This window comes from Ruminiclostridium cellobioparum subsp. termitidis CT1112 (genome assembly GCF_000350485.1).
Taxonomy (GTDB): domain Bacteria; phylum Bacillota; class Clostridia; order Acetivibrionales; family DSM-1351; genus Ruminiclostridium; species Ruminiclostridium termitidis.
The window spans coordinates 1-23,937 of the sequence record NZ_AORV01000046.1; the positions used below are offsets into that span (position 1 = coordinate 1).

13 protein-coding genes are annotated in these 23,937 nt (G+C 43.2%); 3 read left to right on the top strand and 10 right to left on the bottom strand.

Going from position 1 to position 23,937, the window contains the following annotated elements:
- The 8 genes from CTER_RS16955 to fusA all read right to left on the bottom strand — a co-directional run.
- A partial coding sequence (locus CTER_RS16955; protein ID WP_004627645.1) for a sensor histidine kinase occupies nucleotides 1-1,627 on the bottom strand: 1,627 nt, incomplete at its 3' end.
- Between the two features lie 21 nt (nucleotides 1,628-1,648).
- The gene (locus tag CTER_RS16960) at nucleotides 1,649-3,202 is read right to left on the bottom strand and encodes a response regulator (RefSeq protein WP_004627736.1); all 1,554 of its coding nucleotides are present in this window, start codon (nucleotides 3,200-3,202) and stop codon (nucleotides 1,649-1,651) included.
- A 134-nt stretch (nucleotides 3,203-3,336) separates the two neighbouring features.
- On the bottom strand, nucleotides 3,337-6,495 hold the full coding sequence (locus tag CTER_RS16965) for a hypothetical protein (RefSeq protein ID WP_004627615.1): 3,159 nt from the start codon (nucleotides 6,493-6,495) through the stop codon (nucleotides 3,337-3,339).
- Nucleotides 6,496-6,578: 83 nt separating this feature from the next.
- Nucleotides 6,579-9,305, bottom strand: coding sequence for a GH36-type glycosyl hydrolase domain-containing protein (locus CTER_RS16970; protein WP_004627760.1), 2,727 nt, complete (start codon nucleotides 9,303-9,305; stop codon nucleotides 6,579-6,581).
- A 25-nt stretch (nucleotides 9,306-9,330) separates the two neighbouring features.
- Nucleotides 9,331-10,215 carry a hypothetical protein gene (locus CTER_RS16975; RefSeq protein WP_004627605.1) on the bottom strand — a complete coding sequence of 295 codons (885 nt, stop codon included), beginning with the start codon at nucleotides 10,213-10,215 and terminating at the stop codon, nucleotides 9,331-9,333.
- A gap of 83 nt (nucleotides 10,216-10,298) precedes the next feature.
- Nucleotides 10,299-11,639 carry a glycoside hydrolase family 30 protein gene (locus CTER_RS16980; protein ID WP_004627793.1) on the bottom strand — a complete coding sequence of 447 codons (1,341 nt, stop codon included), beginning with the start codon at nucleotides 11,637-11,639 and terminating at the stop codon, nucleotides 10,299-10,301.
- 612 nt (nucleotides 11,640-12,251) lie between these two features.
- The gene (locus tag CTER_RS16985) at nucleotides 12,252-13,226 is read right to left on the bottom strand and encodes a LacI family DNA-binding transcriptional regulator (RefSeq protein WP_004627655.1); all 975 of its coding nucleotides are present in this window, start codon (nucleotides 13,224-13,226) and stop codon (nucleotides 12,252-12,254) included.
- A gap of 275 nt (nucleotides 13,227-13,501) precedes the next feature.
- On the bottom strand, nucleotides 13,502-15,586 hold the full coding sequence (gene fusA, locus CTER_RS16990; protein WP_004627738.1) for an elongation factor G: 2,085 nt from the start codon (nucleotides 15,584-15,586) through the stop codon (nucleotides 13,502-13,504).
- A 673-nt stretch (nucleotides 15,587-16,259) separates the two neighbouring features.
- Here fusA and aroF point away from each other — a divergent pair.
- The gene (gene aroF / locus CTER_RS16995) at nucleotides 16,260-17,285 is read left to right on the top strand and encodes a 3-deoxy-7-phosphoheptulonate synthase (protein WP_004627590.1); all 1,026 of its coding nucleotides are present in this window, start codon (nucleotides 16,260-16,262) and stop codon (nucleotides 17,283-17,285) included.
- Nucleotides 17,278-18,381 carry a prephenate dehydrogenase gene (locus CTER_RS17000; protein ID WP_004627715.1) on the top strand — a complete coding sequence of 368 codons (1,104 nt, stop codon included), beginning with the start codon at nucleotides 17,278-17,280 and terminating at the stop codon, nucleotides 18,379-18,381. The genes aroF and CTER_RS17000 overlap by 8 nt, the downstream gene beginning before the upstream one ends.
- 90 nt (nucleotides 18,382-18,471) lie before the next feature.
- On the opposite strand, the gene CTER_RS17005 is transcribed toward CTER_RS17000, so the two are convergent.
- Nucleotides 18,472-19,110 (bottom strand): redox-sensing transcriptional repressor Rex, encoded by a 639-nt coding sequence (locus CTER_RS17005; protein ID WP_004627560.1) that lies wholly within the window; start codon nucleotides 19,108-19,110, stop codon nucleotides 18,472-18,474.
- A gap of 272 nt (nucleotides 19,111-19,382) precedes the next feature.
- On the opposite strand from CTER_RS17005, the gene csaB reads away from it, so the two are divergent.
- On the top strand, nucleotides 19,383-21,641 hold the full coding sequence (gene csaB, locus CTER_RS17010) for a polysaccharide pyruvyl transferase CsaB (protein ID WP_004627687.1): 2,259 nt from the start codon (nucleotides 19,383-19,385) through the stop codon (nucleotides 21,639-21,641).
- A 138-nt stretch (nucleotides 21,642-21,779) separates the two neighbouring features.
- On the opposite strand, the gene abc-f is transcribed toward csaB, so the two are convergent.
- A complete protein-coding gene (gene abc-f / locus CTER_RS17015) occupies nucleotides 21,780-23,702 on the bottom strand; it encodes a ribosomal protection-like ABC-F family protein (RefSeq protein ID WP_004627537.1) in 1,923 nt (640 codons plus the stop codon).
- Nucleotides 23,703-23,937 lie beyond the last annotated feature (235 nt).

Below are 23,937 nucleotides of genomic sequence, written 5' to 3' on the forward strand. Positions count from 1 at the left end.
CCATACCCATGCCATTGTCTATTATTTCTATTGAAATATTTTCTTCATCGGAGTATCCCCGTATGGTTATTTCACCATTTTGTCCAAGTGGTTCGATACCATAATATATTGCATTTTCAACTGCCGGCTGAAGCATCATCTTCAGCACTTCATATTCCATAAGTTCCGGTGGGATTTGAATGTTCAGCCTTATCTCATAGTCATACCTTATGTTCATCAGAAGAATATAATTTCCGATATATTCTATTTCTTCTTTAAGCCTTACGTATTCCTTTGTCCATTTCATGCTGTAACGCAGAAGCTTTCCGAGGGAGTTTATGGCATCCGCCAGTTCATATTTGCTGTCTATCTCAGCCATCATACTGATATTCTGCAGGGTATTGATTATAAAATGTGAATTGATCTGGGTGAACAGGGCATGTATTTCTGCATTTTTCTTAGCCTCCTGCTTCTTTACCACCTCGGATATCAAATCTCCTATTTTGGAAATCATTCTGTTGAAATGAAAAGCCAGTTCACTCATTTCATCCTGACCGGAGACATTTACACGGGCATCGAGCTTTCCGTCCTCGACTTTGCGCATTGAAGCGATTATCTGCTTTATTTTCACAAGCAGAAGGTTTGTCAGGATATAGATTATAACGCTCATCAAAATCATTGCCAGAATACTTTCCGCAATAATAAGGGTTCTGGCGTCATTTAAATTTTTTCTGATGGTATCATTTGTTACCACATAGCATATTGTGGCATCGAGGGTTTCTATATAATCGGATATCAGTGTCATGGGCACTCTGCCCTTTTTAATATGTATTTCCGTGCTCTGACCTTTCAGATCATAACCTTTGTACAGTTCCGTCAGACCGTTGCCGTCCAGGTTGTACTTTTTGGCAAAAGCACTTTTACTGTCATAAATAACCTTGCCTCTGTAATCTATGATAAACGCTATCAAATTCTGATTTTCCGACTGTGAGAACATATGCCTGAAAAAAGTATCGGTATACATTGAGGTCTCAATAAACCCCAATTGCTTGTAATTGGAGTATCTTAACGGAACAAAAAGCGACACTACGTTTTTTCTTTCAAGGGTACCGGGATTGAAGTTTACCTCGGGATGGTCAAACTGCCAGTATCCGTGCGAATATTTCATTGTTTCGGTCACTATTGTTTTTTTATTTTTAAGACGTGAATCACTGTAAATGATTGAACCTATTTCAGGAAATTCAGGATTGCTGACATAGATTCTTATTTGATATATATCAGGACTAAGGTTTCTTATGAGCAATATCCTTTTTGTCAGCTCCATGCTAAAATCCACAACTTCGGTCTGATCCTCCCTGTCCCAGCCTTTTATATAGGACATGGTATCGTAATCCCCTGATATTGCATTGATGGTCCTGTAACAGGTGTCAACTTCCCTTTCAATACTATATTTGGTCTCTTTCAGCAGATCTCTGGAATCTCTTATGAGATCCAGTTCTGTGGATTTGTTGGTTTCATTTATAAGCTGGCCGGCAAAGACAATTATAGTTATGCCGATAACCATCGAATAAATTATCATGAGCTTGTGGGCAAGTTTCAACCCGCTGAAGAACGTAATTATTGAAATAAACAGCTTTTTGGCTCTCATGGCTACCCCCGGCAACGGCAGTTAGTTAATATACAGCTTTTCTCTATATTCCTTTGGAGATATTCCTGTGAGTGCGCGAAAGGTGGTGGTAAAATGTTTGGTATTATTGTATCCCACCATCTCTGATACTTCATATATTTTATATATGGAATTCTGCAGCAGATCTTTTGCCTTTTCAATTCTGACCATCCTCAGATAATCCACAAAATTCATGCCTGTCTTTTCCTTAAAAAGTATGGAAAAATAGGAGTAATTGAGGCTGATATGATTGGCCACCTCTGCCATGGTCAGATCATTCCGGTAATTGTCCTGTACATATTTGACAGCCATTTCAATGGTTTTGTCAGTGCTGCATATACTCTTGAACTGCAATAACACTTCATTGATACTCAATACAAATTTCTTTATGTATCTTGTAAAATCATTGATATTATGAAATTCAAATATGCTTTTAAAGCTGTCTTCCTGTTCTTTGATAAACTCTATTTTATGAGGTACATGCTCCGAGAGATATTCTATTATCTCCAGTTTCAAACAGGCCGAAAGCTTTTCCAGATATTCCAGATGATATTTCCTTACGGCCTTTTCGTCAAAAATCTGATTGATTACTTTGCACAGCTCATCCTTGCGTTCGGTGTCCAGCATGCCGGTAAGATTTTTTACCAGTCTGACAGGCAGTACAAAATTGCTGTCGGGTTCAGCTATGCCGCTGTAATATATTACCGAACTGTCAGGTACCAGGAGTTTGTATTTCAAAGCATAATCCGACTGGTTGTAGGACCGGCGCATTTCAGAAACATCTGTAAAAGTGCCTCCTATTCCGGCCGTACATCTGGTGCCGAACATTCTGTCAACTGCTTCAAGCAAACTCCTTACATCGGTTCCAGCGTTTAGTATCAGGACCGCATTATCCCTGTTATCCAGAAAATAAAATCCAAAGGTGCCGGTTTCATTCAAACAGTTCCTAAGCTTTGCCACCAGGGACAAGTTGCTTTCAAGTTTATCCTCGGCCTCGTAGACCTCGCAGGAATTTACCGTTACTACCCAGTAAGCCTCATTCTCAAAATCCATACCGCAGGTTTTCAAAAGTTTTTCCTCTTCTTCCCTGGTGGTATTGTCACTTAACAGCATAAGCTTGAACTGGTTTGAAAAAAATTCCTCTCTATCGCCTGTATTCGTTTTGACATCAGTGTTTTGTCTCTTTATATATTCTTCTTCGGCTTTTTTTACAATATTTAAAAGTTCATTTCTGTCCACCGGCTTAAGGAGATATGCCTTAACGCCATATTTAATGGCCTTCTGCGCATATTTAAAATCATCATATCCGCTTAATACTACTGTATACGGCTTGTATTCCATGCCATCAATCCTTGAAACAAGCTCTATCCCATCAATCTGAGGCATTATCAGGTCGGTGATAACAAGATCGTATCTATTTTCCGATAACCTGTTCAAAGCCTCGATACCATTGACGCATTCGTCAATTTCGGTGAATATGGAACCGGCTCTGGATATTATAGCCCTTATTCCATTTCTGATATACTTTTCGTCATCAACCAATAATGCTTTAGCCAATGCAATTCCCTCCAGGATAACAGATTATTAGTTCTGATCAGCAGCATTTCACTTCCATTATATCTAGAAAATGTCACCGATTCAAGCGTTGACATAACCCTTATAATACAGTTCCAAGCCGTAAAACCATTTGATTACTTCAGGTGGACATCAATGCTATCCACCTTTTTATTGCGTATATCCAGTGCCTCCCGGCCTCCAATTATTTCTCCCTCTATTTCCCTCTCAGTTTTGTCCATATAGGTCAATATATATTTTTCAGGCTTTACAGAGTCTTCTCCATAAGTATTTTTCCTTCCGGGATTAATATAGTTGACCATAACACTGCCCAGGAACTTGAAGCTGACCCTTCCAACCGCATCAAACATCCAGCCCGGCAGAACAGGCCTCAATGCCAGTCTTAATTCCCCGTTCTTATAGGTGAATACCTCCCTGCCTGCCATCATCAGGAACCACATACTCAGCATCTCAGCCGTGGACCCGCTCATTCTGGCAACAAATCCCCTTCCGTGGACACTTTCATCAGGATTTGCAGAGCTGGCTATAAAAGAGGAATTCTCCAGTGTACTTCTGCCATATACCTCAGGCTTCATAAACGGAACCAGCATGGTGCGGATATCCTCGAAGAACTGCCGGTACAGGCCGGCCTGCAGCATGGCATACAGATACTTGTATTCCATATGCAGGAATACGGCCTCCCTCTCCAGCCATCCCGGAGTAAACGCCCTCAGCCGTCCGATTTCCGTACTGCTTTCCTCCAGGGATACCGAGGTTTTATACATCTCAAGTTTTGTATCAAAAATGTCGCTGGACCGTATTGTATTATATAATTCAAGAGCCTTTTCCTCATCCCCGACGGTCCTTAAAATCCGTGCAGGCCCCTCCAGAAACAGAGGAAGGGGACAGCACTCAAACTCAGATACGGTAACATTTGGCTGTCCGTTGACAGGACTCTTTTTGCCTTCGGCCATCTCATATTTTACAGCCTTATATGTAAAGTAAGTCGGATAGACCCCGTCTCCAAAAGTCAATGACTTATCCATACCCCTCTGAAGTTTGGCTCTGAACCTGCTGAATATTTTCAGCAGGTCCCCGGTGTCTGCCTCAACCTCTTTTCCGGCTATTCCCCTGCGAATCTGACTTCTGTACCTTTCTTTTGCAGCCGCTGTTTGATCCCAGTACTCAAATTCATTCAGCCCGGCTGCCAAAAGGCTGTCGGCAGCATTCATCAAGGTATTGATTTCTTCCGGCAGGCTGATCTTTTTATGGTATTCCTTACTGCAGGCAATAATGAAATCCACTATTCTCAGCAATTCAGCTGTTTCACACATACTTGAGCCAAACAATCCTGATAAGCCGTTTAATGCATCATTCCAGCCGGGTTTTCCGGCTTCGATCTCAACGCCCATTCCCTCGGGGTCCAGGCTTACAAACTTTATCAGTGCCAACGCCAGGAGCTTTACATATAAGCTTGTATAATAGACCTCTCCTGCACCTTGCCCTGTTCTCAGCCAGCAGCCCTCAGCTCCCTCATGCGGGTTTTCCTTTTCCTCCAGAAGAGCCCCGTACTGCCGTACCCTGCCGTTGGCCAGCACGTATTTGTCCGACCTTGGCAGTACAAATACAGGACTTTTGTAAAAACAGTACGCCTTTTCATCAAATAAAAAGCTTTCCTTCATATCGGGATAAACCGTCAGAAAGGTTTCAACCAAATCCATATTGTAAGTCCAATGGTCACTCCAATAGCCCTCTCCGAATTCAGCCTCTAAATTCTGGCAGGATTTCTCGAGCACTTTTTCCAGCAGTTCTTCTTTTGATACTGCAAGCTGTGTATTGTGTTCAATAATAAAAGTTATCAGCTTTCCTGGAGTATATTTTCCCGTCACCAGTTTTTTTATTTCGGACCTGTGAGTGCCGATCAGTTCCTCAATCCCGCTCCAGTCACCCTCATTCAGGGTGAAGGTGCACCCCTTTACAGACAGGGGATTGTAGCCGTCGGCCTGTATCAGGTTCATAAAATGCCTTACATTGAAATCCCTTACCTCGGGTTTTACAAGCACATCATTCCTTCTGTTCTGGCTCACATCCCTGAAATTTCCGTTGCCCTGGGAATATAAAGCCGGTTCAAGGGAGAAGAAATTGTACTCACGTTCCAGATCTCCGTGTTTTCTGGAAAAAACGTGATACACATGATTCCTGCTGCCTGCCTTAAATACCAGAGGATACCCCCCTCTCAGCAGATTGTCAAGATAGCACTGGTCAATGTACTTATCAAAAAGGCTGACTGCAGTTTTTGTATATGTATCCCCCACCAGGTTTTCCACCAATTGGGCGGCCTGTCTCTCCTTGCGCTCTATAAACTCAAGGCTGAAATCATTTTTCCTTGCGTTGATCATGGCCATACCTGATACATGCCCTATTACAGTATATAGAGTAAACACCTTGTTAACAGTTGCCTTAACTCCGGTAAAGCCGCCCGATACTTTGTTTTGTGCTATCTGCTTCCGGCTCAACAGCTCCTCAATGGAACAGTCCCACCCGTCGGGCTTCGACAAGGCATTGTTATATCCGAAAATTATATCCATATCATAAACCGGCGGCAGAAGCCCATGGCTTTCCGAAGAGAAGGAAAGATAGAAGTTCCCTTCTTCATACTCACTTACCTCTACGGTGTCGGCCGTTGAAGCCCTGACCTTGTAGTAGGCTATCCTGTTTTCGGTATTATAGACCTCATACCAGGATTTCATCAGGTTTGCCATTTCCTGGTAACCGGCATTTGTGGCTCCCACGGGCAAAAGCTGCGGCATGCCGTCCAGCACCTCAATCTCCCTGTCGGTCCCGTCAAGGCTTTCCATACATACCTTTCTCACTATAGCCGCATAGCTCTCTCCCGGCATGGTGAAATAAGTCACGGCAATCCTCAGGCCAAGTGTCAGGTTTTCTTCCACAATCCTAACAGAATTTTTTTCAATAACCAGTTTCCGGTTATATTGGTCCCGGGATATTGATGAAAAGATTTCATGAATATCACCGTCCAGTTTTATAAAAGTGCGAAAGCCTTTTCTTTCAACGTTTTGATACATGGTATGTGCAGGAAAGAACTCCATTATTGTACCGTCTCTGTCCCTGACTCCAAAACTCCCCAGCACCTGTCCCCTGTTGACATAAAACGCCCACATGGGGATTCCTTCAATCCCGGCAATACCGGGCAAAAAACTGGCAAAGGTCTTTGCCTTATCATAATTTTCTATAATAAATTCATTCTTATCATTAAATAAATATTCAGGTTTCATGCTTATCCCCCACCCGCATGCACCGGACAGCAGACTGTAACCTCTGAAACATATACTGTCCGGTGCATCCAATTAAACAAATTTTATGCAAGCTCAACTTCAATGGTACTTTCAACATGCGGGTCAAATTCCAAAATGTCTGTCCTGCCGATTATTGCAGCCCCGTCAGTCATGTGGCAGCTGATTTTTTTGCCGCCGGCGGTGATATTTGTGATTTTGTACTGTCCAAAATCCAGCTGCCGGCTGTTATTGTACACAAGCTTAATGGCCCGGCCTGCAAAAACAGTTCTCGCTTCGGCAGTTCCCCTTTTATCGAACTGCTCCTTTTTCAGCTTGGGCTGGATCAGAAGATTTCCCGAAGCACCGCGGACACCGTACACTTCGGTGAGCAGCAGGAGCATAAGCCAGCTTGCCGAGCCGGTGAGGTAATGATACATTCCCCTTCCCCTCTCGTTGATATACTCGGGAATCCCCGGATATACCCTGGCCCTGTCAAAATTGGTGCTTATATCGTAAAGTGACTTCAGCACCTCATATCCTTCTGAAACAAAGCCCTGTCTGTACAGTGCAAAGGAGTACATAACGGTCATATGGCTGAAAACCGCCCCGTTTTCCTTGTGGCCGAATGCAAAGCCAAAGCACCTTCCAAGATCAAGTTTAAGCTCGTTAAAATTATTGTTCAGCCTGTAACTGCCAAGGACGCTGTCGTACAAATAGCGGTTGACAGCTTTTACGGCATTGTTTACCTGTTCTGTTGAGGCAACCCCCATCATTATGGGGAAAACCTGTCCGGTAAGAGTCATTCTCACTCCTGACGCCTTCTGTCCCTCAACCTGCAGGCCTGCATTGTCATAATAGCCGTTAAACCATTGGTATCCTTCCTCCGACCTGACCTGTTCATTCTCCGAAATGTGCTTTGAAAGCCATTGCCCCTTTATTTTCAGGTCCTCTGAAACCTTCTGTATATCCAGGGAGATTTTTTTACCACTGATATTGTGGACACATGTTTCATAATATTGCTTCAGCAGTTTGTTTTTAGCTTTTGGATCGTCATAGTCTATACCGCCGCTCAAGGTATCAAAAAGCACCGCCATTTCGGCTGCAACTTCCAGCTGGCCGATTCCCCGTATCTCCTTTATCCTGATCAGCAATATGCTCAACTCTGTCAGATTGCCGGCATAAAAAGCCGTAAATGCAACGGTTTCACCTTTTTGGGCCGCCATGTCGAAGGCGTCGTTCCAGTCGGCATTTTCAATGCGTATATTGTTGTGTTCCCCTGAGTTGAAGAAGGCGGCCAGGTTCTGTATCAAAATATGTTCAAGGATGGTGCCGGTATAGATATTTCCATTTTCACACTTCTGCTTGCTGCCATACCAGGGAGTCCATTCCTTATCGATATTTGAAGATCTCATAACAAGCCTGTCTTTAAAATATGTCTGCTCTTCAAAGAGGAAATCAAAATCTCCGCTCTGGTTCAGGTAAAGAAGGGTTGTAAAGAAAGGCCATACTCCGTGATCCGACCAAACCCTGCTGATATTATTCCTGTCGGCAACAAACTCACCGGGGCCTTTGCCGATAATAGTGGCATTTGTTCCGTCAAGGCGCACTCCTCCAAAATTGTTGAGAAGCTGGTTTCTCACGGTCTCTGTTTCCATCAGCAGTAAAGCCAGGCAATCCTGCCACAGATCCCTCCAGCCCCGTCCGCCCTTTCCGTAATCGTGATGGGGCATGAAGGAACAGCCGTAGATTCTTCGCAGTATAGGCTGGAGTGACACCCATTTCATCCAGGCAACAAACTGCTCATCCCTACTCTTAAAGCTGATTTTTCCCAGCATTTCCTCCCAAAACTCTCCGGTATCTTTAAGGAGTTTTTCAAACCCCTCGGCATTAAAATGTTCCAGGATGTCTGCCTTCTCAGAAGTTCTGTCCCCAGTTACAGACATGGCAATTATATATGTTTTGCTGTCTCCGGGTGCAAGTTCACAGTCCCTGAATCTTAAGGCGCCAACCGTCTCATATCCGTCAATGGTTTGGCCTTCCATACGGCAATTCCTCTTGTTTGAAACCACCGTTTCGGGCCATTCAAGGCATCCGCCTTCTCCTATATACTCCTCCTCAAGGGGAAATGCACCCAGCGGAAAATTTCGGCCCTCATCTATTCCATATACGTTGTAGGATATCTTATTTAATTTATGTCCCCTCTCATCAAAAGTCATGGCAGGCTGAACCTCTATTCCCTCCCTGACCACATATACCCTGTGAAGAAGGCTGGTTACATTGCGGTGGTCCCTTACACTTTCGGCGGAACGTCCGTATACCGGGACGGCCGCGGTGGGTGTGAATTTTAAAGTGCCGCCGCCAATATTGGTAATTGTGACCCGCATTAATTCAATCTTATGTTGATTGGCAGGGACAAAACTGGTTATTTCGGCTCTGACGCCCAACCTGCCGTTTTCACGTGTCACCTTGTGCCACAGAAAGCCTGCCTGGAGCGTAACTTTCTCCTCTGTTTCCTTGTCAAACAACCGGGCATTTTGTATTGAAGATGCCCCCACGGCAGACCAGGCACCGCTGCCTTCAATATATATCCAGAAATTCCGGTTTGATTTTATGTTATGCAAATCCTCTGAAGATACGGGAAGATTGAAAAAAGTGTTTTGCCCGGTTTTTATATCACCATTTAAAGTTGGCGTAACAGATGACATCATTCCCGCTTCATTGGCAAGAGGAAAGTAAAGGAAACTGCTTCTCTGGGGAGCTTCCAGCTCAAAGGTCCCCTTATTGTCAATAAATTTCCAGCCTTTAGACATTATTTATACCATCCTGTTTAAATTTTTAATAAAAGAATTCATATCTCCGTGTCCACGTTGCTGTCTGCCCCGGGGCAAGTTCCAGCCTTATGAAGGTTTCAGGGCTTATTACATGCCTGCTGCCCCACAATGCAAATTTTGCAACCTCGAAATCAACTGCCTCACGAATACCGGCACCGGTTTTGTGATTAAACAGTTCCCAGGAATATTCCGGAGTGTTTTCATAGTCTTTGAGAACACAATAGAATTCCTGCTCCACTCCGTTTTCCGGCCAGGTTATGGCACTCTCCCCCAGGACTATCTCCCCAACAATATTTTCAGGGATTATGCATCCGGGAATTTTTAATTCATAGCTGTCCGACACAAATTCATTGTTTATTCCCACAAAATTATGACAGTACTCGGTAGTTTCAAATTTTTTCGAGCCGGTATTTTTCAGAATATAAGAAATGGTCAGAAAATTTTTATCGATTTTTATGTCCTTATTGTATGTATAGGAATATCCGTCGTTATTGCCGGATTCCACTTTAAAGCATACCCGGCCGGCGCTTGAAGTCACACTGCCGGCAAGGGGAACAACAGGGTAGTTCCTGAAAAAATCATATGGTTTGTTATCAATTTTTTTTAAGTTTCCCACGCCGATTTTTATAAAATAATTGTCAACGTAAGTCTCCTCATACCCTATGGCTTCCTCATTCCCGAACTCTCCGCAGAAACCCTGTCCACCTGAGCCCACACCAGGAACCAGGGCCTCCGGAACACAGAAAGTATACCTGTCATCAAGTGTGACCTGTGTGATAAAACCGTTCCAATCAAACCGGGAGCCCCTGTACACCTCTCCCGGATATGAAACCCGGACTGAAAGTCTGCCGTTATTCAGATCAATAGCCCCATTGCCGCCATGTTCCATAGGTAAACCTCCATATATGCATCAACCTCCAATCCGCTTTGTATGTCTGGGGAGGACCTGTTCAGCGGATTGGAGCTGACAGCTTATTTATTAAATACCAGTGTTGCTATTGAATGTGCGGGCAGTGCATGCCACACGTATTCATCTCCAAGCTTTGCATTGAGATTCTGCACATTATCCGATTCATTCATGACAATAAGTACAACCGAGCCGTCTTCATTTCTGAACGCTACATGCTGAACAGATGACTCTCCTTCGGTTGAAACGTCTATCCTCAAGGCACCCGGCCTGACAAATTTGCTGAACTGTCCGATATAGTAATAAGAGCTGTTGTAATGTATCTCCTGGGTAGTAGTATCGGCTATTATTGGAGCATCACAGAAGTTCCCCACGTGATTTGGTCCGCCATTTTCATCAAGGATCAGGTTCCAGTCCAACCAGCCCTCCTGCCAGTTGTTAAAGTCACCTATCATGTTTCTGCCGTATCTTTCACCTGTCAGCCATGAGCCAAGGTGAACTCCGCCTTCCTGGCAGCCCTCTGTGAACAGGATATGCTTGTCGGGATATAATTCATGCACCTTTGATAAATTTTCAAAAGCCTCGGACACATACCAGTGATTTGCCACACCGTATACATACTTTGCAGTTTCAGGATCGGACAGGGTACCCGCTGCTCTCTCAACCATAATATCCCTGTTGTGGTCCCAAATGTACAGCTTTATATCCCCAAGCCCTTCCTTTTCAAGAATTGGTCCCAGATAATCCCTTACAAAAGCGCCTTCCTCTTCAGCCGAGTAAATACAGGAATCCCAGGTCTGAACTGCAGCCGGTTCATTTTGCACCGTAACTGCACAGATATTAAGGCCTTTCGCCCTGGCCGCCTTAATGTATTTTACATAATAATTGGCCCAGACTTCCCTGTATTCGGGAAGCAGCTGTCCCCCATGGTTCATATCCCTATTGGTCTTCATCCAGGCCGGAGGACTCCATGGGGACGCAAGCAGGGTAATGTCAGCCTTTCTGGCTTTTGCCGCCTCCTTTATCATGGGTATTGTCCATTTATCCTCGCGGGAGATGTCAAAGGTTTTCAGTTCCCTGTCATTTTCCTCAACATATGTATAATTCTCCAGAGCAAAATCACAGCTGTGTATGTGGACCCTGCCCATGGAATAGCCGATGCCGGCCTGCGGATCAAAGTATTTCATTATAATTTCGTCTCTTTTTGCAGGATTCATTTTATAGAAGGTGTATGCGGCAGCTTCGGTGAATGCGCCTCCAAAACCCACTATTTTTTGATAGCTTTTATGTGGATCAATTGAAAGCACAACACCTGCTGACTTGTTTTTTTCAAGGTTGTATACTCCTTTTTCAGTTAATCTGTCGTCAGTGTTTCTAGCTGTTTGAATGATTTTTACAGTGTTCATGGTAGCCTCTCCAATCATAATTTATAGATATTTAAATTTGTTATTACTGCTCTTTTTTATACGCTTCTATCCGGACATTCGGACAGTTCAGCCGGTATAGCCTTGCCGGCCTATTTAAACTGCTATCAACTGTCTTAGTATCTAACACCGTCCGATGTTAGCGCTAACATTTCGATAAAAAAATTAATTCGGATAAGTGCTGTCTTTACAGGCTTTATCCGGTCAGTGCCCGCGGATAGAGCGATTAAATTAACTCGATGTGCCGGTTAATTTAACTATCAATATTACAGTTAAATCCGTTTCCCGATTATACCGGTACGCGAGTACAACTTTAAGTAATGGTTGACACGGTAAAAGTGCTTGCTGAAATTTGTAGGTAAACAACAAGTATTTTAGCCGGCAAAGTGACAGGAGGTCACTTTGAGCAGCACGCGAGACCCGGACGGTCGAGTCGCTGCGACGGCAAGAAAATACTTGTTGTGAACCGTACTATTTCAAGTAAGCACTTTGTGTGTATCCATTGCTTGAAGTTAGTACGGAAGTACCGATACAATCAGCACAATTATTACCGGAAATATAGATCAACCAATCAGCACAATACGTAAATTAACATTAACCGGTTTGATGCCTGTTGGGTCCCACAGATTCTCTCCATTTCATTTCGGGTTCAAGATATTTCTTTTCATAAGGCAGCTCAGGATTTTTCAGCCTTTCCAAAAGTCTGGCCGCAAGCGCCCTGCCCGTCTCATAAACAGGCTGCCTTACGGTAGTAAGCGGCACTTTTGGGATCAGATCGAAAATAAGCCCGTCAAAACCTGCAATAGATATATCCCGCGGTATCTTAAGCTTCAGCTTTTCAGCCGCTCTGAAAGCACCGATGGCCAAAAGGTCGACGCAGCAAAAAATAGCTGTGGGTTTTTCCCTGGTCATAAGGTCGTAGGCATTGGTATATCCCTCCTGTTCGGAGTTCTCAGCATATCTCACCAGCTTCTCATCGAAGGGGATGTTATTCTTCTCCAATGCCTTTTTATAGCCTTCCAGACGTTCATGTGCATACCGCTGGCTTGTATCCCTCATAATAAAACCAATTTTTTTGTGTCCATTGGCTATTATCTTATCTGCCATCATTACGGCACCCAGCTCATTATCTACGTCCACACAGTCAATATCCAGATCATTCTTTCCAAAAAGAACAAAAGGTACCTTTATTTTTGCGGTAAAAGCATTTTCCTCACTTAAATCCAGTCCCATTACAATTGCACCATCACATCTATGGTTGAATTCCAGATCGCGCTTGACCAGAAACAGGTAATTTGCATTACTCAATTCCTCTGCCACACCCGCAATGAGATGCATGTTAAAAGGGTCTGAAATTCCTATATTCCCGGGTATGTAGAGATATATGGTCCGTGTATTGTTCTGTGCCAATGCTTTTGCAGCAAAATTCGGCATAAAATCCAGTGCTTCCATAGCCTGTTCTACCTTGAGCCTTGTAGCCTCCGACACTATGTCAGGAGAATTGATGACTCTTGAGACGGTGATAAGGGATACTCCGGCCAGCTGGGCCACATCCTTCATAGTTGCCATTGATCATTTTCCTTTTTATTAGAATTAAAAATTTATATATTTTGTATAACTTGCACAAATTATATTGTATGTTAGCGCTAACATTTATAAATAAATTCTATATCCTTTCATACCAGAAGTCAACATTTAAAAAATTAATTTTCGAAATTTATACTTTCCCGGACAATAAAAAGCTGCTGCACATTAATTAATTTATTCATGTACAGCAGCCTGTCAGCTCAATTATTATTCTATTTTTTTATTATTTCTACTGCTTTATTATTTCTATTGTCTTATTATTCTTCTTCCTCTTCCACCATATTCTTCTTGGCCTCTTCAATTATCTTGCCGGCAACTATGGCAGGAGCTTCCTCGTACCTTTCAAACCAGAGCTTGAAATATCCGCGGCCCTGGGTCATTGATCTCAGGTCGGTGGCATACTTGAACATTTCGGATTGAGGCACCTCAGCTTCAACCTGCTGTATTCCGTTGTCCTGAGGATTCATTCCCAGTATGCGGCCGCGCCTCTTGTTCAGGTCACCGATTATGTCTCCCATGTAGTTATCGGGTACGTATACTTCAACATGGGCAATAGGTTCCAGAAGCGCAGGTCCGGCCATAGGCAGGCCTTTTTTGTATGCAAGCCTTGCTGCAATTTTAAAGGCCATTTCCGAGGAGTCGACATCATGGTAGGAGCCATCTACAAGGGTTGCTTTCAAGTTGACCACCGGATATCCAGCCAGGACACCTTTTACGATGGCTTCCCTCAGGCCTTTTTCAACAGCCGGATGATAGGATTTTGGGACCGAACCTCCGAATATCTTTTCCTCGAATACCAGGTCTTCCTTATCTCCATGCTCAAATTCAACCCAGACATGGCCGTACTGTCCGTGCCCGCCGGATTGCTTCTTGTGCTTGCCTTCGACTTTTACCTTCTTCTTTATGGTTTCCCTGTAGGGCACCTTGGGATCAACCAGATTGACCGCAACTCCGAATTTTGCCTTCAATTTGCTGACTATGACATCCAGGTGCTGTTCGCCGACACCTGATATGAGCGTCTGATGTGTTTCAACGTTGATAGATACCTTGAAGGTGGGGTCCTCATCCTGCAGCTTGTGCAATCCCGAGCTGATTTTTTCCTCATCGCCTTTTGCTTTTGGCTCAACAGCCAGTGAGAGTGCAGGCTCGGGGAATACTATCTTATCCAGCATAACCTTGTTGGACTGGTCACAAAGCGTGTCATTGGTATTTGTAGACGCCAGTTTGGCAATTCCTCCAATATCTCCGGCAATAAGCCTGTCGGTGGGAATCTGTTTTTTACCCCGCATTACAAATATCTGTCCGATTTTTTCAACCTTTTCCGTTGTAGTATTGTATACTGCCGAGTCGGCTTTCAAGGTTCCCGAATAAACCCTGAACATTGAAATCTTCCCTACAAAGGGGTCGGCAATAGTCTTAAATACAAGTGCAGTCAAGGGGCCGGCAGGATCTGCCTTTATCTCAACCTTCTCATCAGTTCCTGCCTTTACAGCTTTGGTACTGACACTTTCCGGAGAAGGCATATACTGGACAATTGCATTCATCAATTCCTGCACACCCATATTTTGAAGTGCGGAACCGCAGAATACCGGCGCTATTGAGCCGTCATAAATTCCGGCCTTAATACCTTTCCGGATTTCTTCCCCGGTGTACTCCTCGCCTCCGAAGTATTTCTCCATAAGGGCCTCATCAGTTTCGGCGATGAGTTCATTTAATGAATCTTTTAATTTTGTAACTTTATCAGTTAAATCGGAAGGAATATCAGTATCTACGACTTTATCCTTCTGGAACTTTTTCGCAGTCATATTGATTATATCCACATAACCAACATATTTGTCAGCTTCATAGATTGGAAGCTGGAAAGGAATAACTCCGTTGCCGAAGGTACCTGTCATCTTTTCCAATGCGGCATTGAAATTGGCATTTTCTTCATCCATTTTGTTTATGAAGAATATTCTTGCAGCATTGTGCTCTTTAGCATATGCCCATGACTTTTCCGTACCTACCGAAACACCACTTTTTGCAGAAACTATGATAACCGCGCCTTCTGCAACACGGATACCCTGCATAACTTCACCGACAAAATCAAAATAACCGGGAGTGTCTATCACATTAATCTTGTGGTCCATCCATTCACATGGAGCCATTGCGGTACTAATGGATATCTTTCGTTTGACCTCCTCAGGGTCGTAGTCTGTTGTGGTTGTACCGTCAGCCACTTTGCCAAATCTGTCCAATACACCCGTATTAAACAGCATAGCCTCCGCCAGGGTGGTTTTACCTCCATTACCGTGAGCCAAGAGGCAAATATTCCGTAGTTTTTGTACGGCATAGTCCTTCATAATCATTCCCCCTTATTAATTTTAATCGTTCACACTGTTATATGAGGATTCCTTAAAATTATTTTTAAGTCTTCCTAAAAACCGCATCTCAGCAAAGCTAATTCATCAAGCGAATAATTCCCCTCCGGGATCAGAGCCCATTTAAGAATAGCAGTTCACTTGAGGACCGCAGGTTTGCGGCCCGGCCTCGCCAGCCCCCGCTTGCTTTAAGGAGGCAGGTGTAAAAGAAAAAATAGAGTAGATTAGGAACATGTTTCAAAACAACCTAACAACAAACTTTATACAATATTTAAATATCCAAATCTTTATATGTCATTATATAATTTTCAGCAGATTTAACAAAATCAATGTATTATCTATTCGATTTTTTATGCCATTCTCCTTTTTTTATATGAAAAAATTTTTATTTAAAGCACATTTGAAAATCCCCCGAATACATTTTATCCATTAATTGTAAAATATATTTCTCTTTTTTACTGTAAATCCACCGCTTTACATTTTACAAAGGATAGCATCATACTTTAGAGGTTTATTAAATTTCACAATTACTATATAATATTTATTGTAGCAACCGGTCCGGCTTTATATCAATAGTTGAGGAGCGGTTAAAGTATTATGGTAGAAGTTTTTTAAATCTTACTCAATGTAAAATGGTAGAAAGGAAGTAGAATTTATGATTATTGTAATGAACCCCAAGTCGAATCAAATGCAGATCGACGATGTAATCAATGTGTTAAAGAACTCCGGATTGGGAGTTCACATCTCCCAGGGAACCGAACGCACCATAATCGGCATCATCGGTGACAAAAGTGTTTTAAGAGATATACCTCTTGAGCTGATGCCGGGTGTGGAGAAACTGGTCCCTATTGTGGAGTCCTTTAAGCTTGCAGGTAAGACCTTCAGACCCGAGCCAAGTGTTGTCAACGTAAACGGGGTCAAAATCGGAGGCAAGGAGCTGGCTATAATGGCCGGGCCCTGCGCAGTTGAAAATTACGAGCAGATAATGGAAGCCGCCCGCGCTGTTAAAAAGTCCGGCGCCCAGTTTTTGAGAGGCGGTGCCTTTAAACCCAGAACCTCTCCCTATGCATTCCAGGGGCTTGAAGAAGAAGGTTTAAAACTTTTAAAGGCGGCAAAGGATGAGACCGGCCTCCAGATCATAACCGAGGTAACCGGTGAAAAGGCCGTCGAACTGTCCATGCCCTATGTGGATATGTTTCAAATAGGCGCAAGAAACGTACAGAATTTTCAGCTTCTGAAAGAAGTGGGCAGATCCATGAAGCCTGTGCTTTTGAAGAGAGGTTCTGCAACCACTATCGATGAATGGCTCAATGCCGCTGAATATATAATGAGTGAAGGAAATTACGATGTGGTTCTGTGCGAAAGAGGCATCAGAACTTTTGAAACTGCAACGAGAAATACACTGGACATAAGTGCTGTACCTGTTGTTAAGAATATGAGCCACCTTCCGGTTATCGTTGACCCGAGCCATGCCGCAGGCAAGGCCAAATTTGTCATTCCGCTGGCCAGGGCGGCCATAGCTGCGGGAGCAGACGGATTGATAGTAGAGGTACATCCCAATCCCATGATAGCAATGTCAGATGCGGCGCAGCAGCTGAATCCAGCTGATTTCAACAACTTGTGCAGCGATATAGGCAAACTTGCTCCAATACTGGAAAGAGAATTCAACTACTATGGTTAACATTAACAGCATATCAATAATCGGCCTTGGCCTTATCGGAGGTTCTCTGGCCAGGGCCCTGCGACTTAAGCGGCCAGCACTGAAAATTTATGCAGTGGACAGCTGTATTCCTTCCCTCAGGCTTGCGGAGCAGGAAGAGATTATAGACCTGGGATACAGTGACGTCTGCCCTGATATTTATAATTCAGACATCATATTTATCTGTACGCCGGTGAGAAAAGCCATGGAATACCTTGCCGGACTCTCGGACAAGGTGAGGGAAAATTGCATAATAACAGATGCAGCCAGTACAAAGGCGGAGATATGCAGCTTTGTTGAAAGCCTGAACCGTCCTCCGGTTTTCGTAGGAGGACATCCCATGGCCGGGACGGAAAAGTCAGGCTATCACAACTCCTTTGCCCACCTGTTTGAAAATGCCTATTATGTGCTGACTCCCACAAAGACCACCGAACAGGATACAATTTTAACCCTGGAAGCAGTTTTAAAGGATATCGGGGCCATACCTATAGTAGTCACACCCCACCAGCACGACCTGGTAACAGGCTGTATAAGCCATGTACCCCATGTCATTGCCTCGGCACTTGTAAATCTTGCAAGAGATAAGGAAAACAGCGAGGGTCTGGTAAAGCTGCTGGCAGCCGGAGGCTTTAAGGATATCACAAGAATTGCCTCCTCCAACCCCGGCATGTGGGAAAATATTGTTCTGAGCAACAGTGAAACCGTAATTGATTTGCTGAAGGATTATACTTATATTATTGAAAATTTTATAGAACAAATACGGTCAGCTGATAATAAAGGGATTTACCGCTTTTTTGAGGAAGCCAAGATCTTCCGTGACAGTTTCTCAACAAGGGCTACAGGCCTCCTTCCCCCCAGCTATGAACTTCTGGTGGACGTCAGGGATGAGCCCGGCATCATAGGGAGTATTGCCACACTTTTGGGTGTCAACGGTATCAATATCAAGAATATCAATGTGTCCAACAGCAGAGAATTTGAGCAGGGCTGTCTGAGGATAACACTATCGGATCAGCTCAACACCGACAGAGCATACGATATATTATCCGGAAACTCTTACAGGGTGTTCCGGCAAGATTAGTACGCTGCATTGCAGGCTTATCTGTATAAAACTAAATCAAGCAGTAAAATTCAAAAGCCGGCAATGTAGCATGCCGGCTTTTATAATGGCTTATTCTCTTGGAAATCTGTCATTCAGCTTATACCCTAAGACCATAAGACTGTCACTTAAGTGTACATTTTCTACTATGACGTCATAAGGAATTTTCAAATCCATGGGAGAAAAATTCCACAGACCCCTTACACCCAGTTTGGCTATCCTGTCTGCAAGTGCCGCAGTTTCCCTGTATGGAACGCAGAGCATAGCAATATCAACTTTGTTAAGTACGACAAAGTCATCGATCTCATTGAGGCTTCTGACTTCCAAATCCTTTATCTTCCTGCCTATAATATCCGGGCTGACATCGAATACTCCGATAATCTTAAAGCCTCTTTTTTCGAAGTTGCCGTAATTAGCCAGAGCTTGCCCCATGTTTCCCGCACCGACGATAATACAATTAAACGTCTTGTTTATTCCTAAAATATTTCCGATCTCGGTATATAGGGACTCAACATTGTATCCGTAACCCTGCTGTCCAAAACCTCCGAAACAATTCAAGTCCTGCCTTATTTGAGAAGCAGTAATTCCCATCCGAGTACTCAGTTCCTTTGAGGATACTCTCTTTATTCCAAGCTCTAACAAATAATTCAGATATCTATGATATCTTGGAAGCCTTTTTATTACAGCCATAGAAATTTTCTTTGAAGCCATTGGAATTTCACCTCATTATTCTATTTGTGTTGGTATTATATCACCATTGTTATTTTATTGTCAATATTCCAATATACATTATTTGTTAAAAATTAACATATGATACAAAGTATGTTGTCTATAATATATCATAAATATATCATAGCTTGTTTTTAGTGACAACAGATTAACCAGTAAAATTCCAATTTAAATTGATTAGTGTCAAAATTGTAAATGCGTGATAAAATAGTCATGTAGCATACATAAGAAAAAAAGGAACATGGAGGATTAAAATGAAAGTTTTGCACATTATCGGCGGCGGAGATGTTGGAGGAGCAAAGGTACATGTCCTGAACCTTGTTAAGGAACTTGCTTCCAATATCGACGTAACCCTGCTCAGTCTCAGACCTGGGGCCTTTGCAGATGAAGCCCGTGCAATTGGGATTAAAGTTGAAGTTATCAAATCTTTAAATATTTATTCTGATATAAAAAAAGCCATAAAGCTGGTAAAAGACAACCAATTCGATATAATTCATTCTCACGGTTCAAAGGGAAATATCTTTGCCTATGTTATAAAAAAAGCCTGCAATATCCCTGTCGTTACTACTATTCACAGTGATTACAAACTCGATTATTTGCACAGCATGTTCAAAAGGCTGACAATTGGTTTGATCAATTCCCGTGTCCTCAGAAAACTCAACTACTACATAGTAGTTACAAGTGCCTTCAGAAAAATGCTTGTTGAAAGAGGTTTCAGCAATGACAGGATATTCACCATACTTAACGGAATGGATATGGGCAGGCCGTCGGCAGTTTTGTCCAGAGACGAGTTTTCTGAAAAATACGGGATTCCGCTGGGGGCTGACGATATACTTATAGGTACGGCAGCGAGGCTTGACCCAGTCAAAGATATCGGTACACTGTTGGATGCGGCCAGATATGTTGTAAAGCAGAATCCCAAAGTAAAATTTCTCATAGGCGGCGAGGGTGAGCAGGAAAAGGAATTAAAAGCCCGCTCGGCAGAGCTCGGCCTTGAACGGAATGTATTTTTTCTTGGCTGGCTCAATAATCCCTACGAGCTCATAAGTGTTTTAGACATTAATACCATGACTTCCATAAGTGAAGGCTTCCCATACTATCTGCTGGAGGGCGCCCGTTATTCCAAAGCCACCATTTGCAGCCGGGTGGGCGGAATTCCCGATCTTATCGAATCTGCGGCAAACGGTTACCTTTTCGAGCCAAAGGATTTCTCAACCCTTGCGGCTCAAATTCTGGACCTGGCCTCCGACAGATCAAAACGTGAGACCTTCGGCAAAAACCTGTATGAAAAGGCAAACCGGCTTTTCTCCCTGGATGCCATGAGTAAGACTCAGATGAATATTTATGAAGCCATACTCAAGGATATTTCAAATAAAAAATCGATCAAAAGTAAATCAGCCGGTGCTAAAAAGTATGATGTGATTATTTCAGGCTATTATGGTTTCAGCAACATAGGTGATGATGCCATGCTCAGATCCATAATTGACAATCTGAGGCGTCAAAAGCCCGATATATCTATTCTGGTCATGTCAAAGAGGCCTATTGAAACTTCAATTAATTATAACGTCAATACAATTAACAGAAAAAATCTGTTTGCGGTTTATTCGGCAATGAAAAGAGCCAAATTGTTTATTTACGGCGGCGGAAATATAATACAGGACAGCACAAGTTCCCGTTCCATACTGTTTTATCTGGGAATTGCCTGGCTTGCCAAAAAGCTGGGACTCAAGGTCATGTTTTACGCCAATGGAATAGGCCCTATCAATAAGAACAGAAATACCGAATATTCCAGAAAAATTTTAGACAAGGCCGACGTAATAACCGTTAGAGAAAAAATCTCATTTGATGAACTGAAAAAAATGGGCATTACCAAACCGAAAGTTATACTTACGGCTGATGCTGCTCTGGCTGTGCATGTGGACAATACCATAAACACCGACGACATTTTCATCAATGAGGGAATACCCTTGAATGCCAGTTATGCCGGTTTTTCAGTGAGAAAATGCCCGGGCTGTGACAAACAGCAGCATGCCAAATATGAACAGATCATTGCCGAAGCAGCTGATTACGTCTACAACAAATACAACCTCATACCTGTTTTTATACCTATGCAATACTATGCGGATATAGTGACCATACAGAATATTATCTCAAAAATGAAAACCAGGGGCTATGTTATTTCCAATAATCATTCTGTTTCCGAAACCTTCGGGATTGTCAGAAAATTGAGCATTATGATAGGCATGCGCCTCCACGCTTTGATTTTTGCGGCATATATGAATGTTCCCCTGATAGGTATCAGCTATCAGCCAAAGGTTGAAGGCTTCCTTGAATATATCGACCAGCCTTCGGTGGGACATGTAAAAGAGCTTTCCTATACCGTTCTCAGGAACAAGATTGATCAGCTGCTTTTGAACAGCGATGCCGTAAAGCTGGAATTGGAAAAATCAGTGGGGGCTCTTGTAGTCAAGGCCGAGGAGAATTCCCGCCTGGCGATAGAATTGATATCCTAAAAAGCTAACGCTTACAAAACAAATTAAAATATCCAGCAACGATAATTTCATGGCAATCAAAAGCTGTTTCAAACAGAAACTCAAGGTTTCTGTCTGAAACAGCTTTTTTTATACTACAACTGTTTTATAAATAAAAGCTTACCCGCCCTGCTGGTTTTCAAGCTGCTCGGTCACCTCGGCCCAAACGGCATATAATTCTTCCAGACTCCGCTCTTTTGAGTTCTTTTCTTCGCTCAGCTCTATCAGCTTCATATGATCGGTGGCAGCTTCCACCATCTCGTTATCTATATCACCCAGGCGTCTCTCGACGCTTGCTATTTCCTTCTCGGTATCTGCAAGCTGCTTTTCAAGTTTTCTGATCCTGCTGCGCTCCTCTTTTGTGGCAATGCGGCTCTGTTTTGCTTCCGATATGGGGTTTGCTTCACTTGCAGCGTTTTGCACGGAGATATTCTTTTTGTAGTGGGAAGCAAAATAGGTATAGTTTCCGATACAATCCACCGGCGGCTTTACTCCGATGTCAATTATCCTCGTGGCCAGTTTGTCAATAAAGTATCTGTCGTGGGAAACTATGAGCATTGTTCCTTCATAGTCAGCCAAAGCTGCCTCAAGTATTTCTCTGGAGTTTATGTCAAGGTGGTTTGTGGGCTCGTCCAGAATGATAAAATTAGCTTCCGAGAATATCAGCTTTAGCATGGATACCCTGCTCTTCTCTCCTCCGCTTAGAACAGATATCTTTTTGAATACATCTTCACCCGAGAATAAAAAGGCTGCAAGGGCGCTTCTGACCTCAGTCTGGATGAGCTTCTGATTCACACTCCAGACTTCATCAAGCACGGTATTATCCTCATTCAAATCTTCCATTTCCTGATCATAGTAACCCAGGTCGACTTTAGCTCCAAAATTGAACTTTCCGGAGGAGGCGGCAAGCCTCCCGGCCAGGATCTTCAGCAGAGTGGATTTACCGCAGCCGTTGGGTCCCAGTAAAAAGACTCTTTCGGCCTTTCTTATCTTAAAGCTTATATTATCAAACAGCTTTTTATTCCCGTAGGCCTTTGATACAGAATCAAGCTCCAGAACATCATTTCCGCTGGTCATGGCCTGATTGAACTTCATTCTCACTTTATCCGGGGCTTCCTGGGGCTTGTCCAGTCTGACCATCCTGTCCAGCGCCTTCAGTCTGCTTTCTGCCGCAATTATATTCTTTTCCCGGTTAAATCTCCTCTGCTGTTCGATAATTGCCTCCTGCCGGGCAATTTCCTTCTGCTGCAGCAGATAGTGCTTTTCCTGTATCTCGCGGTTGATCGCCTTCTGCTTTACATAACCGGAATAATTGGTGTTGTAGAAGGTACTGGTCTTATTCTCGATTTCAATAGTCCTATTAGTGACCGAGTCAAGGAAATATCTGTCATGGGATATTATAAGCAGGCACTTTTTATAGCTTTTAAGATAGTCCTCCAGCCATTCCACAGCCGCTATATCCAGATGGTTGGTGGGCTCGTCCAGCAGGAGGATATCCGGTTCCTCCAGCAGAACCTTGGCTAAAGCCAGTCTTGTTTTCTGCCCCCCGCTCAGTATATTGACCTTGCTGTCAAATTCGCTGTCCAAAAATCCAAGCCCTCTTAAGACCCCTCTGATCCGGCTGTTATATTCAAAGCCTCCAAGATAGGCAAACCTTTCGGTAAGTTTGCCGTATTCCTTCATAAGCGAGTCCAGCTTATCCTGGTCGGTGGTTATGCTTATTTCCTTTTCAATTTTCTTTATAGTTCCCTCCATGGAAACAAGCCGGTCAAAAACTTCCAGAAGCTCTTCCCAAAGCGTGTTTTCGGTGTTAAGAGCGGCATTTTGCCTGAGGTATCCCAATACCAGGTCCTTTGAAATGAATAGATCCCCTTCCTCCTGGTGCAGTTCCCCTGTAATTATTTTAAACAGGGTTGATTTACCCGCACCATTCACCCCCACAAGACCCGCTTTATCATTTTCCTGAAGGCTGAATGAGATATTTTTTATAATTGTATCCGTTCCGTAAGAAAATCCTATATTATTGCAGTTAAGTGCTATCACTGTTATTTCTCCATAAGTAGTATTTTAAGTTTTAGGCACACTCACCGGAATGATTTTTCCGACGCCTGACAAATTTCAAGTTTATTATAGCAAACTTCGGGCTTATACTGCTACCCGTTTTTTATTTATACGGTTAGTAATTTCAGTAATTTAATCTGTTGTGCTAATTGAAATTTTGTTTTGCTTTACAGTTAGCCCTATATAGAATCAACAAAAAAATCAGGGAGCTGTCTCT

What these genes read in the sequence shown, in the direction of transcription:
- CTER_RS16965 (WP_004627615.1), bottom strand. Translation starts at nt 6,495, where the DNA reads ATGAAACCTGAATATTTATTTAATGATAAGAATGAATTTATTATAGAA.
- CTER_RS16970 (WP_004627760.1), bottom strand. Translation starts at nt 9,305, where the DNA reads ATGTCTAAAGGCTGGAAATTTATTGACAATAAGGGGACCTTTGAGCTG.
- CTER_RS16975 (WP_004627605.1), bottom strand. Translation starts at nt 10,215, where the DNA reads ATGGAACATGGCGGCAATGGGGCTATTGATCTGAATAACGGCAGACTT.
- CTER_RS16980 (WP_004627793.1), bottom strand. Translation starts at nt 11,639, where the DNA reads ATGAACACTGTAAAAATCATTCAAACAGCTAGAAACACTGACGACAGA.
- CTER_RS16985 (WP_004627655.1), bottom strand. Translation starts at nt 13,226, where the DNA reads ATGGCAACTATGAAGGATGTGGCCCAGCTGGCCGGAGTATCCCTTATC.
- fusA (WP_004627738.1), bottom strand. Translation starts at nt 15,586, where the DNA reads ATGAAGGACTATGCCGTACAAAAACTACGGAATATTTGCCTCTTGGCT.
- aroF (WP_004627590.1), top strand. Translation starts at nt 16,260, where the DNA reads ATGATTATTGTAATGAACCCCAAGTCGAATCAAATGCAGATCGACGAT.
- CTER_RS17000 (WP_004627715.1), top strand. Translation starts at nt 17,278, where the DNA reads ATGGTTAACATTAACAGCATATCAATAATCGGCCTTGGCCTTATCGGA.
- CTER_RS17005 (WP_004627560.1), bottom strand. Translation starts at nt 19,110, where the DNA reads ATGGCTTCAAAGAAAATTTCTATGGCTGTAATAAAAAGGCTTCCAAGA.
- csaB (WP_004627687.1), top strand. Translation starts at nt 19,383, where the DNA reads ATGAAAGTTTTGCACATTATCGGCGGCGGAGATGTTGGAGGAGCAAAG.